This is a genomic window from Streptomyces sp. E-08 (assembly GCF_049913095.1).
Classification (GTDB): Bacteria; Actinomycetota; Actinomycetes; order Streptomycetales; family Streptomycetaceae; genus Streptomyces.
This window is the reverse complement of sequence record NZ_CP183971.1, coordinates 1,542,722-1,559,254: the sequence shown is the minus strand read 5'-3', so window position 1 is coordinate 1,559,254 and position 16,533 is coordinate 1,542,722. Positions and strand designations below refer to the sequence as shown.

General features: G+C 74.1%; 14 protein-coding genes. 6 read left to right on the top strand and 8 right to left on the bottom strand.

From position 1 onward, the window contains the following. Positions 1-45: 45 nt before the first annotated feature. Positions 46-300 (bottom strand): hypothetical protein, encoded by a 255-nt coding sequence (locus tag ACN9MM_RS07105; protein ID WP_426362843.1) that lies wholly within the window; start codon positions 298-300, stop codon positions 46-48. Between the two features lie 550 nt (positions 301-850). Here ACN9MM_RS07105 and ACN9MM_RS07100 point away from each other — a divergent pair. The 4 genes from ACN9MM_RS07100 to ACN9MM_RS07085 are packed head-to-tail and all read left to right on the top strand — an operon-like array spanning position 851 to position 5,159. After that, positions 851-3,691, top strand: coding sequence for a nitrate- and nitrite sensing domain-containing protein (locus ACN9MM_RS07100; RefSeq protein WP_426362842.1), 2,841 nt, complete (start codon positions 851-853; stop codon positions 3,689-3,691). Next, positions 3,688-4,137 carry a roadblock/LC7 domain-containing protein gene (locus ACN9MM_RS07095; RefSeq protein ID WP_382870749.1) on the top strand — a complete coding sequence of 150 codons (450 nt, stop codon included), beginning with the start codon at positions 3,688-3,690 and terminating at the stop codon, positions 4,135-4,137. The genes ACN9MM_RS07100 and ACN9MM_RS07095 overlap by 4 nt, the downstream gene beginning before the upstream one ends. A gap of 10 nt (positions 4,138-4,147) precedes the next feature. After that, a complete protein-coding gene (locus tag ACN9MM_RS07090; RefSeq protein ID WP_426362841.1) occupies positions 4,148-4,573 on the top strand; it encodes a DUF742 domain-containing protein in 426 nt (141 codons plus the stop codon). Then, positions 4,554-5,159, top strand: a complete 606-nt coding sequence (locus ACN9MM_RS07085; protein WP_382870753.1) for a GTP-binding protein — start codon at positions 4,554-4,556, stop codon at positions 5,157-5,159. Before ACN9MM_RS07090 ends, ACN9MM_RS07085 begins: the two co-directional genes overlap by 20 nt. A gap of 89 nt (positions 5,160-5,248) precedes the next feature. On the opposite strand, the gene ACN9MM_RS07080 is transcribed toward ACN9MM_RS07085, so the two are convergent. The 3 genes from ACN9MM_RS07080 to ACN9MM_RS07070 form a co-directional block, all read right to left on the bottom strand. Next, on the bottom strand, positions 5,249-6,406 hold the full coding sequence (locus tag ACN9MM_RS07080; protein WP_426368692.1) for a lipid-transfer protein: 1,158 nt from the start codon (positions 6,404-6,406) through the stop codon (positions 5,249-5,251). Positions 6,407-6,432: 26 nt separating this feature from the next. After that, positions 6,433-6,906 carry a Zn-ribbon domain-containing OB-fold protein gene (locus tag ACN9MM_RS07075; protein WP_426362840.1) on the bottom strand — a complete coding sequence of 158 codons (474 nt, stop codon included), beginning with the start codon at positions 6,904-6,906 and terminating at the stop codon, positions 6,433-6,435. Positions 6,907-6,982: 76 nt separating this feature from the next. After that, complete coding sequence (locus tag ACN9MM_RS07070) at positions 6,983-7,804, bottom strand: M15 family metallopeptidase (protein ID WP_426362839.1); 822 nt, start codon at positions 7,802-7,804, stop codon at positions 6,983-6,985. Between ACN9MM_RS07070 and ACN9MM_RS07065 the strand changes: the two genes are divergently transcribed. Next, positions 7,803-8,363 carry an NUDIX domain-containing protein gene (locus ACN9MM_RS07065; RefSeq protein WP_426362838.1) on the top strand — a complete coding sequence of 187 codons (561 nt, stop codon included), beginning with the start codon at positions 7,803-7,805 and terminating at the stop codon, positions 8,361-8,363. The genes ACN9MM_RS07070 and ACN9MM_RS07065 overlap by 2 nt on opposite strands. Before the next feature lie 63 nt (positions 8,364-8,426). Here the strand turns inward: ACN9MM_RS07065 and ACN9MM_RS07060 are convergent, their stop codons facing one another. Then, a complete protein-coding gene (locus ACN9MM_RS07060) occupies positions 8,427-10,805 on the bottom strand; it encodes a glycoside hydrolase family 31 protein (RefSeq protein ID WP_426362837.1) in 2,379 nt (792 codons plus the stop codon). A gap of 214 nt (positions 10,806-11,019) precedes the next feature. On the opposite strand from ACN9MM_RS07060, the gene ACN9MM_RS07055 reads away from it, so the two are divergent. Then, complete coding sequence (locus ACN9MM_RS07055; RefSeq protein WP_426362836.1) at positions 11,020-12,993, top strand: acetoacetate--CoA ligase; 1,974 nt, start codon at positions 11,020-11,022, stop codon at positions 12,991-12,993. Positions 12,994-13,057: 64 nt separating this feature from the next. On the opposite strand, the gene ACN9MM_RS07050 is transcribed toward ACN9MM_RS07055, so the two are convergent. The 3 genes from ACN9MM_RS07050 to ACN9MM_RS07040 form a co-directional block, all read right to left on the bottom strand. Continuing rightward, positions 13,058-14,143: a CU044_5270 family protein gene (locus ACN9MM_RS07050; RefSeq protein ID WP_426362835.1), complete on the bottom strand. Its 1,086-nt coding sequence runs from the start codon at positions 14,141-14,143 to the stop codon at positions 13,058-13,060. After that, positions 14,140-15,051 carry a sigma-70 family RNA polymerase sigma factor gene (locus ACN9MM_RS07045; protein ID WP_426362834.1) on the bottom strand — a complete coding sequence of 304 codons (912 nt, stop codon included), beginning with the start codon at positions 15,049-15,051 and terminating at the stop codon, positions 14,140-14,142. Before ACN9MM_RS07045 ends, ACN9MM_RS07050 begins: the two co-directional genes overlap by 4 nt. A 126-nt stretch (positions 15,052-15,177) precedes the next feature. Beyond that, complete coding sequence (locus ACN9MM_RS07040; RefSeq protein WP_426362833.1) at positions 15,178-16,497, bottom strand: aminotransferase class I/II-fold pyridoxal phosphate-dependent enzyme; 1,320 nt, start codon at positions 16,495-16,497, stop codon at positions 15,178-15,180. Positions 16,498-16,533 lie beyond the last annotated feature (36 nt).

Below are 16,533 nucleotides of genomic sequence, written 5' to 3'. Positions count from 1 at the left end.
CCGGCCCCCTTCCGGGGACCGGGCCGCTCGTCCTCACCGTGGCGCTCAGGCCGCCTCGGACAGCGACGCCGTCTCCGTACGGCCCTCGCCGCGCCGCGCCCGGATCGACGGACGCGCCGTGCTGCTCGGCTCCGACACCACGCCGTTGCGCTGACGCCACACCTGACGGGTGATCCAGACGTCGAGGACGCTCCAGGTGGCCACGACGGTCGAGGCGACCGCCGTGACGGTCATCGGGAACGCCAGCCACGCGCCCGCGACCGTACAGAAGAAGGCCACCACGGCCTGGATGAGTGTCACCGACGTGATCATCACGGCCCGCACCGCGGCGTTCCGCACCGGATCGGGCATCCGTCGCCGGCCCCGCTCGTCATCCACCCACAACTGCCGCGCCGACCGCGACTCGTGTTCCATTGTCCTGTCACTCCCCACCACTGAACGACTTCAGGGTCGGCTGCCCGTCTTGAGCGCCTTTACACGGACAGAACCCTCCCCGTACGTATTGACGCACGAGAGAGGGAAAAGGTTTCGCCCGGGTGGGGACGAACTCGACACGTGTCCTGGCGGAACGAACAGTTCCAGCCATCCGTGCAGGCAGGAGAAATGGCACACCATCAGGTGTCCTACGCCACAGTGGCCAATCCCAACTCCCGTAATACCAGGACATCTCATGATCAACACTCACTCGACAGGCTGAAAATAGCTCGGACACGCCTTCGGGATGGCCGTGATGCAGTAGTAGGCTCGCGCCGCCGTTTGTTGAAATTCAAGGTTGACGCCGCGTGTTGACGCCGGACGTCACGAACGTGAAGGACCCCCGTGGCGCACGGGGGCCGAGCTGGGGGAGGCCATGCGCTTTCGCGGGAAGTCCATCCGCAGGAAGATCGTGGCGTTGCTGCTCGTACCGCTCGTCTCCCTCACCGGACTGTGGGGATTCGCCACGGTCCTGACGGGCCGCGAGGCCGACCAGCTCCTCGACGTCGGCTACATCGTCGACAAGGTCGGCTACCCCCTGGAGGACACCGCCCGGGTCATCCAGATCGAACGCCGCCAGTCGCTCATCTACCTCGCCGACCCCCGTGGCTCCAACGCCCTCGCCTCCCTGAGCGAGACCCGCCGCGCCACCGACCGGCAGATCGCCCGCATCCGCGCCAACGCCGCCGACCCCGGCGTGCGCGAGGAGATGCGGCCCGTCACCGCCCAGCGGCTCACCTCCCTCCTCGACGCACTCGACGGCCTCGCCTCGCTGCGCCGCTCGGTGGAGAAGCGGGACATCGGCCGCATGCAGGCCCTCGACTTCTACAACCGGCTCGTCGACCCCTGCTACAGCTTCCTCATCACCCTCCACGCCCTCGAGAACGTGGAGATGGACAAGCAGGGCCGCGCCCTCGTCGGCATCACGCGCGCGCGGGAGCTGCTCTCCCGCGAGGACGCCCTCGTCCTCTCCGCGCTCGTCGCGGACCGCGTCACCGTCGAGGAGATCCGCGCGATATCCGACCTCGTCGCCAACCGCGAGCAGTTCTACGAGGTCAACCTCGAACTCCTGCCCGCCGCCGAGCGCGAGCACTTCGAGAAGTACTGGCGCAGCCCCGACACCCAGCCGCTGCGCACCGCCGAGAACGCGATCATCGAAGAGGGCCCCACCGACAGCCCGCGCGCCATCACCGCCGAGCGGTGGCAGGACCAGGCGAGTCCCGTCCTCGACGACCTGGCCCGCGAGAACACCGCCGCCGGCGACCGCTACCAGGACCGCGTCCAGCCCGCCGCGTACAGCGTCCTCCTCAAGGTCGGCGTCGCCGGCGTCCTGGGCTTCCTCGCCCTGATCGCCTCCGTCGTCATCTCCCTCCGCATCGGCCGCGAACTCGTCCGCGACCTGCGCCGCCTGCAGAAGGAGGCCCAGGAGGTCTCCGGCGTCCGGCTCCCCAGCGTCATGCGCCGCCTCGCCGCCGGCGAGCAGGTCGACGTCGGCACCGAGGTGCCCCACCTGCTCTACGGAGGGGACGAGGTCGGCCAGGTCGGCCAGGCCCTCAACACCCTCCAGCGTGCCGCCGTCGAGGCCGCCGTCAAGCAGGCGGAACTGCGCCGCGGCGTCTCCGAGGTGTTCGTCAACCTCGCCCGCCGCAACCAGGTCCTGCTGCACCGTCAGCTGACCCTCCTCGACACCATGGAGCGGCGCACCGAGGACACCGACGAACTGGCCGACCTCTTCCGCCTCGACCACCTCACCACCCGCATGCGCCGGCACGCCGAGGGACTCGTCATCCTGTCCGGCGCCGCGCCCTCCCGCCAGTGGCGCAAGCCCGTCCAGCTCATGGACGTGGTCCGCGCCGCCGTCGCCGAGGTCGAGGACTACGAGCGGATCGAGGTGCGCCGGCTGCCCCGTCTCGGCGTGGGCGGCCCGGCCGTCGCCGACCTCACCCATCTCATCGCCGAACTCCTCGAGAACGCCACGGTGTACTCGCCCCCGCACACCGCCGTCCAGGTGCTCGGCGAGCGGGTCGCGAACGGCTTCACCCTGGAGATCCACGACCGCGGCCTCGGCATGAACCCCGACGCCCTGCTCGACGCCAACCTCCGCCTCGCCGAGACCCCCGAGTTCGAGCTCTCGGACACCGACCGGCTCGGCCTCTTCGTCGTCAGCCGCCTCGCCCAGCGCCAGAACGTGCGGGTGTCGCTCCAGACCTCCCCGTACGGCGGGACCACCGCCGTCGTCTTCATCCCGGCCGCGCTGCTCACCGACGCGCCCGAGACCCAGGGCGCCGGATTCCGGCTCGACCGCAAGACCCTGGAGCGCCCGGGCCGGACCGACGACGCGGCCGCGGACGAGGGTGCCCTGCCCCTGCGCCGGCCCGCCCTCACGAAGGTCCCCGACGTGACCGAGGGCCCCGGCCCCGGCCCGCTGGACGGCCCCGTCGAGCTGGAGGCCCCGCTCGGCACCGAGGACTTCGACGTCCTCCTCGACCGTTCGGCCGACCTCCTCGACAGCGACAGCGAGCGCGGCGGCCTCTTCCGCCCCCGCGACCGGCGCCGCACCGGGCTCGCGCCCGCCGGCGAGCAGCACGAGCAGGCCCCGGACCGTACGGCGGGCCGCGCCGAGCAGGACACGCCCGCCGGCGGCCCGCTCCTCGGTCCCGTGCCGCTGCCGCGCCGCCGCACCCCGACGCTCGTCGTGGACCACGGCCGACGCCTCGACGGCCCGGACGGCGCCCACGCGCCGGCCGACCGCGCGCACCCGCAGCCGGGCCGTGCCCACGCGCAGGCCGACCGCTCCCAGCCCCAGCCGGACCGCGGGCACCCGCAGGACGACCGGCACGGCCTGTCGGCCGCCCCGGGAGCCGGTCCCGTCCTCTTCCCCGTACCACCGGAGGGTTCCGTGCCGGCGGAAGGCCCCGGGCCGGCCGAGAGCCCGGACCCGTTCGGCGGCCTGCCCCGCCGCGTCCGCCAGGCCAGCCTCGCGCCCCAGCTGCGCGAGAGCGAGAGCCAGGCGGGCCGCGGTACGGGAGCCCGCGCCGACGCCCGTACGGGCACCGGAGCACCGTCCGACGGACCCGACTCCTTCGAACGCGACGCCGAGGAGGTACGCGCGCGCATGGCCGCCATGCAGCGTGGCTGGCAGCGCGGCCGGCAGGACACCACAGAGCCGGACGACCCGACAGCACCAGGAACGACACCCGAGGGGGACGGTCGATGACCGCACCGAACGCCGCAGCATCCAGCACGACCTCCGGACACGGCCACGGAAACGGCGAGCTGAACTGGCTCCTCGACGAGCTCGTCCAGCGCGTCGGGTCCATCCGGAAGGCCCTGGTGCTCTCCAGCGACGGACTCCCCACCGGTGCCTCCCAGGACCTGACCCGGGAGGACGGCGAGCACCTGGCCGCCGTCGCGTCCGGCTTCCACAGCCTCGCCAAGGGCGTCGGCCGCCACTTCGAGGCGGGCAAGGTCCGTCAGACGGTCGTCGAGCTGGAGGACGCCTTCCTCTTCGTCACGGCCGCCGGCGACGGCAGCTGCCTGGCGGTGCTCGCGGACGCCGACTCGGACGTCGGCCAGGTCGCCTACGAGATGACGCTGATGGTGAAGCGGGTCGGGGCCCACCTCACGACGGCTCCCCGGACCGGCCTGCCCTCGGGAGGGTGAGTGGGACGGCATGAGTGACGAAGCCGAGCGGAACCGGCGGAAGCGGGACCTGACCCCCGGACACCACAGCTGGTACGACGACGAGGCCGGGCCGGTGGTCCGTCCGTACGCGATGACCCGCGGCCGGACGAGCGCCGCCACCCGCCACCGGCTCGACCTGATCGCGGTGGTCGTCCCCGAGCCCGCCGCCGACGACCCCGGCCGGGACCAGACGCTCTCCCCGGAACACGTGGAGATCGTCGAGCGCTGCTCCGAGCAGCCCCAGTCGATCGCCGAGCTCGCCGCCGGACTCGACCTCCCCGTCGGGGTGGTCCGGGTCCTGGTCGGCGATCTCGTCGAGGACGAACTCGTCCATGTGACCCGCCCCGTTCCGCCGGCCGAGCTGCCGGACGTGAGCATTCTTCGCGAGGTGATCAATGGCCTTCGGGCGCTCTAGCCGCAAGAAGCCCTACGTCGAGCCGGTGACCCTGAAGATCCTCGTCGCGGGCGGGTTCGGGGTCGGCAAGACGACGCTGGTGGGCGCGGTCAGCGAGATCAGGCCGCTGCGGACCGAGGAGATCCTCAGCGAGGCGGGGCGGCCCGTCGACGACCTGCACGGCGTCGAGACCAAGACGACCACCACGGTCGCGATGGACTTCGGCCGGATCACGCTGCGCGAGGACCTCGTCCTCTACCTCTTCGGCACGCCGGGGCAGGACCGCTTCTGGTTCCTGTGGGACGAGCTGGCCCAGGGAGCCCTGGGCGCGATCGTCCTCGCGGACACCCGCCGTCTGGAGGACAGCTTCGCCGCCATCGACTACTTCGAGCGGCGCGGCATCCCCTTCACGGTGGCCGTCAACTGCTTCGAGGGCGCCCGGCGGTTCCCCGCGGAGAGCGTGCGCGGCGCGCTCGACCTCGACCCCGAGGTGGAGCTTCTGATGTGCGACGCCCGGGACCGCGAGTCCGTGAAGGACGTCCTCGTGGCGGTCGTCCAGCACGCCCTCGTCCTCGCGGACCGGACCCCGACCGGGGCCACGACCTGACGGCGTTCACGACCTGACGGCGTTCACGACCTGACGGCGTTCACGACCTGACGGCGTTCACGGTCTGACGGTGCGGTGCCCGGCGGTGGTCAGCGCACCGCCACCACCGCCGAACCGTGCCCGAACAGGCCCTGGTTCGCGGTGATCCCGGCCCGTGCCCCCGGCACCTGCCGGTCGCCCGCCGTGCCGCGCAGCTGCCAGGTCAGCTCGCAGACCTGGGCGATGGCCTGGGCGGGCACCGCCTCCCCGAAGGAGCCGAGGCCGCCGCTGGTGTTGACCGGCAGACGCCCGCCGAGGGCCGTCGCGCCGTCCCGCACCAGCTTGGCGCCCTCGCCCGGGGCGCAGAGCCCGATGTCCTCGTACCATTCCAGCTCCAGGGCGGTGGACAGGTCGTACACCTCCGCCAGGGACAGGTCCTCGGGCCCGATCCCCGCCTCCTCGTAGGCGGCGCGGGCGATGGAGGCGCGGAAGGTGTGCGGGGCGGGGGCGACGGCCGCCGCCGAGTCGGTCGCGATGTCGGGGAGGTCCAGGACCGCCTTGGGGTACGTGGGGGAGACGGTCGACACGGCCCTGATCCTGACCGGGTCGGGGTGCCCGTGCCGGCGTGCGAACTCCATGCTGGACAGCACGAGCGCGGCGCCCCCGTCCGAGGTGGCGCAGATGTCGAGGAGCCGGAGCGGATCGGCGACGACGGGCGAGGCCGCGACCTCCTCGGCCGTCACGCGCGCGCGGTACCGGGCCAGTGGATTGAGCGCGCCGGCCGCCGCGTTCTTCACCTTCACCTGGGCGAAGTCCTCGGCCGTGTCGCCGTACAGCGCCATCCTGCGGCGGGCGTAGAGCGCGAAGTACGCCGGGTTGGTCGCCCCGAGCACCCGGAACCGCAGCCAGTCCGGGTCGCCGGGCCGCTCGCCGCCGGCCGGGGCGAGGAACCCCTTGGGCGTCGAGTCCGCGCCGACGACCAGGACCACGTCCGCGAGGCCCGCCAGGATCTGGGCGCGGGCCGTCCCGATGGCCTGGGCGCCCGAGGCGCAGGCGGCGTACACGCTGGTGACGCGCGCCCCCTGCCAGCCGAGGGCCTGGGCGAAGGTCGCCCCCGCCACGTACCCCGGGTATCCGCACCGCATGGTGTCGGCGCCGACGACCGAGCCGACGTCCGACCATTCCAGGCCGGCGTCCGCGAGCGCGATGCGGGCGGCGGCCGTCCCGTACGAGACGAAGCTCCGGCCCCACTTGCCCCAGGGGTGCATCCCGGCCCCCAGTACGGCGATGTCGTTCACGACCGCTCCTCCTGCCGCCGCTGTGCCACGGGCCGCCAGTTCCAGGTGGTCCAGGTGTGCAGGTCGTCCTCGTTCAGGACGCCCGGCACCACCTCGACCTCCGTCCCGACGGCGAGGTCAGCCGTCGACACGCCGGGTGCGGCCTGGCCGAGGACCACCATCGCCTCGGCCGCCAGCTCGACCGCGACCAGGGTGTACGGCTCCCAGGGCGCGTCCGGGTCGGAGGCGTACGGGGCGGGCGGGCGGTACCGGCCGTCGGTGTACGACCAGACCCGGCCGCGGGGCGAGAGCGGGACCTCGGTCAGCTCGCCGCCGCCGGGGCAGCCCGGGTTGCGGCACCAGTCGTCCTCGCGCGGGAAGAAGACCGACGTACAGGCCGTGCAACGGGTGCCGAGCAGCCGGAACTCCGCCTCCGGAACGGTGTCGTCGGTGAACCACCCGGCCACCACCGGTCTGCGCGTCCGTGCCATCGGGGCCTCCCGTGAACTGACGATCCGTCAGAAGTGTGTCGGAAGTGTGCCACGGGAGGCCGGTGCTGAGAAGGGCTCAATGCCCGGCCACGGACCTCCGCGCCACAGGGAAGTCGAAGAACGTGTCCGGGAACGGCTCCGGCCTGAACGTGAAGTGCCACCACTCCTCGGGCAGGTTCACGAACCCCTGCGCGGCGAGCGCGCCCTTCAGCAGCTGCCGGTTCGCCCGCTGCGCGCCCTGGATCCGCGGGTCGTCGGTGTGCGAGCGGGTGTCGAAGCAGTCGTACCCGGTCCCCATGTCCACGGAGTTGTCCGGAAACCGCTCCTCCCGCGGGGCCCAGCACTCCACGAGCTCCTCACCCGGCACGTACGCGCGCGTGCGGACCGCCGGCAGCCGCACGATCGTCAGGTCCACCGTCGAACCCCGGCTGTGCCCGGACTTCTCCGCGATGTAACCGTCGGCGAACAGCCTCGACTTGTCGACGAGCGGATAGAACTCCTCCTTCATCCGCTCGTCCTCCAGGTCCCTGGCCCAGCGCACGAAGTGGTCCACGGCCCGCTGCGGCCGGTAGCAGTCGTACACCTTCAGCGTGTACCCGCGCGCGAGGAGCCGCAGCTGCGCGCGGTGCAGCGCCTCGGCCGCGGGGCGGGTCAGGATGCACAGCGGCTGCCGGTAACCGTCGACCGGTTCGCCGACGAAGTTGTGCGCGGTCGTGTAGCGCATCTCCTGGAGGATCGTCCGGTCCACGGAGCTCAGCGCCACGAACTCCCGCGGTGCCTCGGGCTCCGGCGCGGCCGAGGCCGGGGGAGCGGGCGCGACGACGGCGCCGGTGACGGCGAGCAGCCCGGCCGCGGCCGTGACGGCGAGGGTACGGAGGGCGGTTGCGAGTCCTGTCATGCGCCCCGTCTACCAGTTCCGGCAGCGCCGGGAAAGGCCGATCGCATACGGTCGGGCCGTGAAGGACACCTACTGCTCCGCCTGCGGCGCCGCCCACCTGCCCGACGCCGGCTGGCCCCGCACCTGCCCGGCCTGCGGACACACCGCCTACCGCAACCCCCTGCCCGTCGCGGTCGCCCTCCTGCCCGTCACCGGCACGACGGGAACGGGCCTGGTCGTCATCACCCGCACCATCGAGCCCGCGCGCGGCGGCGTCGCGCTGCCCGGCGGGTTCATCGACCACGGCGAGGACTGGCGCTCCGCCGTCGCCCGCGAACTCCGCGAGGAGACCGGCATCCCGGCCTCGGCCGAGGAGGTCCGACTCGCCGACGCGCTGAGCTCCCCGGCCGGCCACCTCCTCCTCTTCGGCCTCCTCCCGCCCCGCCCGGCCGACCGGCTCCCGCCGTCGACCCCGACGGACGAGACGAGCGGCCACCACGTCCTCACGGCACCCGCGGAACTGGCCTTCCCGCTCCACACGGAGGCGGTACGGAGGTGGTTCGACGGCGCGTACGGGTGACCGGGCCCGGGGCGGACCGAGGGCGTCCACAGGCGACCGGCCCCGAGGCCGGTCGCACCCCGCTCACAGCCCCCGCACCACCACCGGCAGCCCTGCCTCCTCCACCCCCTCGTCCGTGACGAGCTCCACCACCACCCGGCCGTCCACCAGCCGCGACTGGTAGCGCTCGATCGAGGCCGGCTCCCAGCCGTCCCCCGTGTCCCGCACGACGAGACCCCCGCCCGTGCGCCCCGCGGCGGGCGCCCACACCTCGAGGACCACCTCGCCCCCCTCGCCCCGCACGGGGAGCACCGCGCCCGCCCGGGCCAGGACCGGCACCCGGGACAGCGGCGCGTCGAGCAGCACCTGCCCCGGACCCTCGTACGCCCGCCCCGTCGCCGTGTCGTACCAGCGCCCCCGCGGGAGCAGCACCGCCCGCCGGTCCGCGCCCCGCGTCAGGACCGGCGCCACGAGCAGCGCGTCGCCGAGGAGGAACGCGTCCTCGCAGTCCCGCAGCCCCCGGTCCTCGGGCGTCCCCCACCACACCGGCCGCACGTACGGCGCGCCCGTCATCCGGGCCAGCCGGGACAGCGTCGTGAAGTACGGGCGCAGCCGCTCCCGTTCGGCCAGCGCCACGCGCGCGTGCTCCAGGACCTCGGGACCGAACTCCCACGGCTCGCGCCGCCCGGCGTCGATCGCCGCGTGCGTGCGGAACAGGGGGAGCCACGCGCCCAGCTGGTACCAGCGCAGGAACAGCTCCGGCGACGGACTGCCGTCGAAACCGCCCACGTCCGGCCCCGAGTAGGGCACCCCGCACAGCCCCAGACCGAGGACGAGGGCGAGCGAGGCCCGCAGCCCCGGCCACCCCGTCGACACGTCGCCGGACCAGGTGCCCCCGTACCGCTGCATGCCCGCCCAGCCGGAGCGCGAGAAGAGGAACGGCCGCTCGTCGGGCCGCAGCCGGCACAGCCCCTCGTACCCGGCCCGGGCCATCGCGAGCCCGTAGACGTTGTGGGCCTCCCGGTGGTCGCCGCCCCGCCCCTCCAGCGCGTGCCGGGCCGATCGGGGCAGCGTCGGGTCACCGAAGGGCACGAAGGACACCGGTTCGTTCATGTCGTGCCACACCCCGGAGAAGCCCTGCCGCAGCCGCTCCTCGTACAGACCGCCCCACCACTCCCGTACCGCCGGATCGGTGAAGTCCGGGTAGGCGCACTCGCCGGGCCACACCACCCCGCGCACCACCCGCCCCCGCGCGTCCCTGACGAAGGCGTCCACCGCCGAGCCGGCGTCGTGGACCGGGTCGCCCGGCTCCGCCTTCACCGCCGGGTCCACGATCGACACCAGACGTATGCCCTGCTCCCGCAGCTCCTCCGCGAGCCCCGGCAGATCGGGGAACCGCTCCCGGTCGACCGTGAACACCCGGTGCCCGTCGAAGTGGTCGATGTCCAGGTGCACGGCGGACAGCGGCAGCCCCCGCTCCCGGTACCCGGCCACCACCCGGCGCACCTCCCGCGCGCTGCCGAAGCCCCAGCGCGCGTGCTGCGGGCCGAGCGCCCAGGACGGCGGGAGCGCGGGCGCGCCCGTCAGCGCCGCCCAGCCGTGCAGGACGCGCGCGGGGGTGCCGACGACCACCCAGCAGCGCAGCGGCCCGCCCGCCATCCGCACCTCGCTGGTCCCCGGCCGGTCGTGCCCGGACCCGGCGCCCTCCTCGCCCTCGGCCAGGGTCACCCGGCCGTCCCAGGAGTTGTCGTGGAACGCCAGGTGCGTGCCCGCGTCGGAGACCACGAACTGGACGGGCATGGTGATGTAGAGCGGATCGTCCCCGGGCCCGAACCGGCCCTTGGGATCGGTGTTCCACAGCCGGTACGACCCGTCCCGCAGGCGCGGCCCCGCCGACCGCCCGCCGAGCCCGAAGAACCGCGCGTCGGCCGGCACCTCACTGCGCTGCACCCAGCGCGCGGTGCCCGGCGCCACCGCCCCGTCCTCGTCCCCCCGCCCCGCCACCGGCTCCCACCAGCGCGGCGGCAGGTCCCGGCGGAGCATGACCCCGCCCGGCGTCCGGAGCTCCACCGCCCCGTGCCGGGAGACCGTCACCGTCACCCGCTCCGACACGATCCGCCAGCCGCCGTCGGTGTCGGGTTCGAGCGAGGCCCGCGGATCCGGGTCGGGTGCCTCGCCGGCCAGCGCGTACGAGGGGAGCGGACCGGCCCCGTCCCACGCCCAGAACACCGTGCCGCCCGACGACACGCGGATCCGGAGCGAAGACCGGGCGAACCGGACGGTCCCGCCGCCCGGGGCCGCCTCCGCGTCCACCGCGAGCCCCGGCACCCTGGCCCGCTCCGGCCCCCGGGGCGGCAGCCCCCACGCGTCCGTACGGCGCTGCCGCCACGCCGACCGCACCACACGCAAGCCCTGCGCCGAACCGAACACCTTCATCGAACGCAGCAGTTCCCGACCGTTCATGCAGCTCACCCTGCCACCCGCCCGAGGCCGAACGGGCTCCGTTCAGCTGCCGTTCACCCGTGGTGGGAGCACATGTTCAACTGCCCGACCATGGGCGGGCAGACCTGGTGCGAAAGACGATCACATGGCATCGTCCTGTCAGCCGCGTCACGCGCACACCCCAGCACGTGCGCGAGACACACGCAGACCCGCGTACAGCCAGGGAGCCGCCCCAATGACATCCGCAGCGCCGACCGAGCCCCTCTGGCAGCCGGACGACGAACGCATCGCCACGGCCGCCGTCACCCGCTTCCAGGCCTGGGCCGCCGAGCACCACGGAGCCCCCGCCGACGGCGGGTACGCGGCGCTCCACCGCTGGTCGGTCGAGGAACTCGAAGCCTTCTGGCAGGCCGTCGTCGAGTGGTTCGACCTCCGCTTCTCCACCCCGTACGAGCGGGTCCTCGGCGACCGCTCCATGCCGGGCGCCGACTGGTTCCCCGGAGCCACCCTCAACTACGCCGAGCACGCCCTGCGCGCCGCCACCGAGCGGCCCCATGACACGGCCCTGCTCCATGTGGACGAGACACATGACCCCACGCCGACCACCTGGGGCGAGCTCCGCCGCCAGGTCGGCTCCCTCGCCGCCGAGCTGCGCGCCCTCGGAGTGAACCCGGGCGACCGCGTGAGCGGCTACCTGCCCAACGTCCCGCAGTCCGTCGTCGCGCTCCTCGCCACCGCCGCCGTCGGCGCCGTGTGGACCTCCTGCGCCCCGGACTTCGGCGCCCGCAGCGTCCTCGACCGCTTCCAGCAGGTCGAGCCGGTCGTCCTGTTCACCGTCGACGGCTACCGCTACGGAGGCAAGGAGCACGACCGCCGCGACACCGTCACCGAACTGCGCGCCGAGCTCCCCACCCTCCGCGCCGTCGTCCACATCCCGCTCCTCGGCACCCCCGCCCCCGAGGGCACCCTCGCCTGGGACGACCTGGTCGCCGCCGACGTCGAGCCGGTCTACGAACAGGTGCCGTTCTCGCACCCGCTGTGGGTCCTGTACTCCTCCGGCACGACCGGACTGCCGAAGGCGATCGTCCAGTCCCAGGGCGGCATCCTCGTCGAGCACGTCAAGCAGCTGGGCCTGCACTGCGACCTCGGCCCCGAGGACGTGTTCTTCTGGTACACGTCCACCGGCTGGATGATGTGGAACTTCCTCGTCTCCGGGCTCCTCACCGGCACGACCGTCGTGCTGTACGACGGCAGCCCCGGCTACCCCGACACCGCGGCCCAGTGGCGGGTCGCCGAACGCACCGGGGCCACCCTCTACGGCACCTCCGCCGCGTACGTGATGGCCTGCGCCAAGGCGGACGTCCACCCCGGCCGGGACTTCGACCTCTCCGCCGTGAAGTGCGTCGCCACCACCGGTTCCCCGCTGCCCCCCGACGGCTTCCGCTGGCTCCACGACGAGGTCCGCGACAACCTCTGGATCGCCTCCGTCAGCGGCGGCACCGACGTCTGCTCCTGCTTCGCCGGCGCCGTCCCCACGCTCCCCGTCCACATCGGTGAGCTCCAGGCGGCGGGCCTCGGCACCGACCTCCAGTCGTGGGACCCCTCCGGGAAGCCCCTGATCGGCGAGGTCGGCGAACTCGTCGTCACGAACCCCATGCCGTCCATGCCGATCCACTTCTGGAACGACCCCGACGGCAGCCGCTACCGCGACAGCTACTTCGAGATGTTCCCCGGCGTCTGGCGCCACGGCGACTGGATCACGATCACGGACCACGGCTCGGTCGTGATCCACGGCCGCTCCGACTCCACCCTGAACCGCCAGGGCGTCCGGATGGGGAGCGCCGACATCTACGAGGCCGTCGAACGCCTCCCCGAGATCCGCGAGTCCCTGGTCATCGGCCTGGAGGAACCGGACGGCGGGTACTGGATGCCGCTCTTCGTGCACCTCGTGGAAGGCGTCGCCCTGGACGACGACCTGATCGACCGCATCAAGCGGACGATCCGCGCGGAGCTCTCCCCGCGTCACGTCCCCGACGAGATCATCGAGGTCCCGGGCGTCCCGCACACCCTCACCGGCAAGCGCATCGAGGTCCCGGTGAAGCGCCTCCTCCAGGGCACCCCGCTGGCCAAGGCCGTCAACGCCGGCTCGGTCGACGACCTCGGCCTGCTCCACTTCTACGAGAGGCTCGCGGCCGAGCGCCGCCGCTAGACCCCGTCATGACGGGGGCCCGTCGATCCGACCGGATCGACGGGCCCCCGCGGTGTGCCCCGGGTCAGTCCTTCGGCAGCTCGCCGGGCGCCGCGGCCGCGCCCTTGGCGAGCACCGCCGAGACCCCGAGGACCGTCCCGGCCCGGCCGGCCGAGGTGGACCCGGTGAGGACGGTGCGCTCACCGAGGAACGCCGACGTCGTCCGGTCGAAGATCCACTGAGTCTGCTCGCCGTGTGCGGTACGGGCCACGGCGACGCCCTCGCGACCGGCCGCGTCCTTCGCGGACGGCAGCACGGTCACCCCGGGGATCCGCGCCGCCGCCCCGTACAGCGCGGCGGTGACCTTCGGAGGGGCCCACGTCTCGGCGAGCAGGGTCCCGATCGCGGTGAACGCCCGCTGGTCGGCGTCGCCCTCGCCCGCGCGCGTCTGGTCCTGGATCAGGCGCAGCAGCACCTCCGGATCCGTCGGGAGAGCCGCCACGTACGCGTGGGTCGGGTTCGTGACCGAGGGCGGCGACGTCGCCATGGTGGTCTTCCGGGGCGTGGCCCCGGGACCGTCCAGCTCGTACACGGGCGCCTCGGCGCCGAGCTCCGTGTCGGCGGCACCGGGTTCGCGCAGCAGCCCCGGACGGTTGCCGTCGACGGAGAGCCACACCTCCCGCCGGTGCGCGGGCGGCAGCGTGGCGGGACTGCCGGACGCGTCGCGTCCCGCGTGGGCGACGAGGCTCCTGACGTACACGTACTGACCGGGCCGGACGGCCGGCGCGGGAGCGGAGGCCGCGGCGAGCGCGGCACCGGACAGGATCCGCACGGCCTCGGGCGAGGCGGACTGCCCGGCCGTGACACGGCCGGGGGACCCGGTGGGTCCGTCCTGGGGCGCGAGTACGGCGACACCGGCGACCACCGCGCAGGCGGCCATCGGCGCGACGATCCAGCTGAGCCGGAGCCCCTGGCGCGGCCGGCGCGCACGCACCGGGCGGACGGTCGCGCCGTCCCCGGTGCCCAGGGCGGTCCGCAGGACGGCGTGCCTGAGGTCCTGGTTCCGCTCGGCCGTCAGATCGGGGACCGGGGGAGGGGGCAGCAGCTCGGTGAGCTCGGCACGCAGGAGCTCGTCCGCGTCGGCGTGCGGGCGGGGTGCGGAGGCGTTCATGCCTGGTTCTCCTGGGTCGGTCGGGGCGCGAGGCCCGGGCGGACGGTCGAGCGGGTGGTGACGGCGCCGGGTACGACGAGGGGACCGCGCGCGGAACCGGGCGAGCCGACCGGCTCGGTCCCCGCGTCCGCGAAGGGGGCGGCGAGCGAGGGGACGCCCGCCCACGCGGCGGGCCCGGGCATGGCGCCCGACTGTGCGAGGGCACCGGATCCGAGGTCCGGTACCGCCAGGGGGTCGGTGGCGGGAGCAGGGTGCCCGGGGGCCGCGCCGTCCGGACCCGGGCGCGCCCCGCGATCCGGGCCTCCCGAGCCGTCAGGAGCGCGCCGCCCGGCCGAGCGGACGGCGGCGGCCGACGACCGCTCCCGGCGCCGGCCCGCGCGCAGCTCCGCCTCGGCGAGCTTCCGGAGCCGTTCACGGGCCCGGGACAGCCGCGAGCGGACGGTGCCGACCGGCACCCCCAGCGCCTCCCCGGCCGAGGCGTAGTCCAGACCGGCCCACACCACGAGCGTGAAGACCTCGCGCTCGCGCCGCTTGAGCCGGCCCAGCGCGACGCGGGCGGCGCGGATCTGCTCCCCGTCCGTCATCCGGGCGAGGACGTCGTCGGCGAAGTCGGGCATGACCCCGCGCTCGGGGATCCTGGCGAGCGCGGCGTCCCGCCGGCGCGCCTCGCGGGCGGCGCCGCGCATGATGTTGGTCGCGATGCCGAGGAGCCACGGGCGCAGGCTGCCGCCGTCGGCGTGCACCTTCCCGCGACAGCGCCAGGCCTCCAGGAAGGCGGAGGACACGACGTCCTCCGCCGCCGCCCGGTCCCCGCACACCCGGTAGGCGTAGTGGTACAGCACGCGTGCGTGCTCGTCGTACGCCTCTCCGAGCGCCGCGGGGTCCCCGGCGCGGAAACGATCTCTCATAGGTGATTCCACACAACGCACTGGGCGCTGGTTCGCCGGGGTTCCCGTGACCTGGACCACACGCCGGACTGCGGCGACCCGGGTCACGACAGACGTGCCGCCCCCGAGGATCCGGCACCTCGACGCTCAGCCGCCGTACGTCGCCTGAGCGTCCCCCAGGACCTCGGCGAAGTCCGCCGCCAGCCGCATGGCGTCCGCGGGCGCGAGCCTCGCCGTCGTGATCCGCACGGCCGGCGGGGCCGCGACGCGGAACCGCGCCCCGGCCGCGACCCACCAGCCCTGCGTCCGCAGGCCGTTGACCACAGCGGACTCGTCCCGCACGGGCACCCACACGTTCAGACCGCTCGCCCCGACCGCGCGGATCCCGTACGCGCCCAGCGCGCCGATCAGCGCCGTGCGCCGCTCCGCGTACGCCGCCTCGCCCGCCGCCACCAGGTTCCGTACCGCCTCGTCGGCGAACAGGGCGGCCGCCGTCTCCTGCAGGACGTGACTGACCCAGCCCGAGGTCATCACCATCCGGCGGTCGTGCCGCGCCAGAGTCACCGCGTCGCACGCGACCCCGGCCCAGCGCAGGTCGATGCCCAGGTGCTTCGACGCGGTCCGCACCTGCGCCCACCGTTCGAGCCCCGCCGCCGCGAGCGTGTACGCCGCGGCTCCGCCGACCTCCGCGTTGTGATCGTCCTCCACGACGAGCACCTCGGGGAACTCCCGGAGCACCGCCACCAGTTCGTCCCTCCGCGCGCGCGTGAAGAAGGCCCCGGTCGGACACTGGCCGCGCGGGCTGCACACCACCGCGCGCACCCCGCCGCGCAGCGCCGCGCGCAGCGACTCCGGTACGAGCCCCTCCTCGTCGACGGCCACCGGGACCGCCCGCAGGCCCAACGCGGGCACCAGGTCGAGCACATGGTGGAACCCGGGATCCTCCACCGCCACGGCGTCCCCGGGCCGCAGCTCCGTCGAGAGGAGCCGCGCGATGCAGTCGAGGGCGCCGTGCGCGAACGTCACGTGCTCCGCCGACACCCCGTCCCGCTCGAACCACGCCCTGGTCAGCTCCTCCAGGTGCGCGAGCCGGGGCGCGGCGCGATGGGAGCCGTAGACCGGGTCGACGGCCGCCGGGGGCCGCAGTACGGGCAGGAAGGCCGGGTCCGGAAACCCGGTGGACAGGTCCACCAGGCCTGCGGGCACGCGCGGGGGGCGCCGCGAGACGGCCGACGGCACCTCCGCCACCACCGTCCCGCCCCGGCCACGGGTGACGACAAGCCCCCGCTGCCGCAGCTCCTTGTAGGCCGTCGCGACGGTCCCCGGACTCACCCCGAGCTCGTCGGCGAGCCGCCGCACCGGGGGGAGGGCGTCGCCCGGGGCGAGCCCGCCCTCGGACACGCCCCGCTCCACGGACGCGGCAATCCCCTTGGCCGTCGCCCCTTCGATCGCATATTGTGCTGCCACGTAATCAATTATGTATCAATACAAAGCAGTTCGCAA

Excerpts from the sequence above, each read along its gene's own strand:
- ACN9MM_RS07100 (WP_426362842.1), top strand. The coding sequence starts at position 851 with ATGCGCTTTCGCGGGAAGTCCATCCGCAGGAAGATCGTGGCGTTGCTG.
- ACN9MM_RS07095 (WP_382870749.1), top strand. The coding sequence starts at position 3,688 with ATGACCGCACCGAACGCCGCAGCATCCAGCACGACCTCCGGACACGGC.
- ACN9MM_RS07090 (WP_426362841.1), top strand. The coding sequence starts at position 4,148 with ATGAGTGACGAAGCCGAGCGGAACCGGCGGAAGCGGGACCTGACCCCC.
- ACN9MM_RS07085 (WP_382870753.1), top strand. The coding sequence starts at position 4,554 with ATGGCCTTCGGGCGCTCTAGCCGCAAGAAGCCCTACGTCGAGCCGGTG.
- ACN9MM_RS07080 (WP_426368692.1), bottom strand. The coding sequence starts at position 6,406 with ATGCACCCCTGGGGCAAGTGGGGCCGGAGCTTCGTCTCGTACGGGACG.
- ACN9MM_RS07075 (WP_426362840.1), bottom strand. The coding sequence starts at position 6,906 with ATGGCACGGACGCGCAGACCGGTGGTGGCCGGGTGGTTCACCGACGAC.
- ACN9MM_RS07065 (WP_426362838.1), top strand. The coding sequence starts at position 7,803 with ATGCGCCCCGTCTACCAGTTCCGGCAGCGCCGGGAAAGGCCGATCGCA.
- ACN9MM_RS07070 (WP_426362839.1), bottom strand. The coding sequence starts at position 7,804 with ATGACAGGACTCGCAACCGCCCTCCGTACCCTCGCCGTCACGGCCGCG.
- ACN9MM_RS07060 (WP_426362837.1), bottom strand. The coding sequence starts at position 10,805 with ATGAACGGTCGGGAACTGCTGCGTTCGATGAAGGTGTTCGGTTCGGCG.
- ACN9MM_RS07055 (WP_426362836.1), top strand. The coding sequence starts at position 11,020 with ATGACATCCGCAGCGCCGACCGAGCCCCTCTGGCAGCCGGACGACGAA.
- ACN9MM_RS07050 (WP_426362835.1), bottom strand. The coding sequence starts at position 14,143 with ATGAACGCCTCCGCACCCCGCCCGCACGCCGACGCGGACGAGCTCCTG.
- ACN9MM_RS07045 (WP_426362834.1), bottom strand. The coding sequence starts at position 15,051 with ATGAGAGATCGTTTCCGCGCCGGGGACCCCGCGGCGCTCGGAGAGGCG.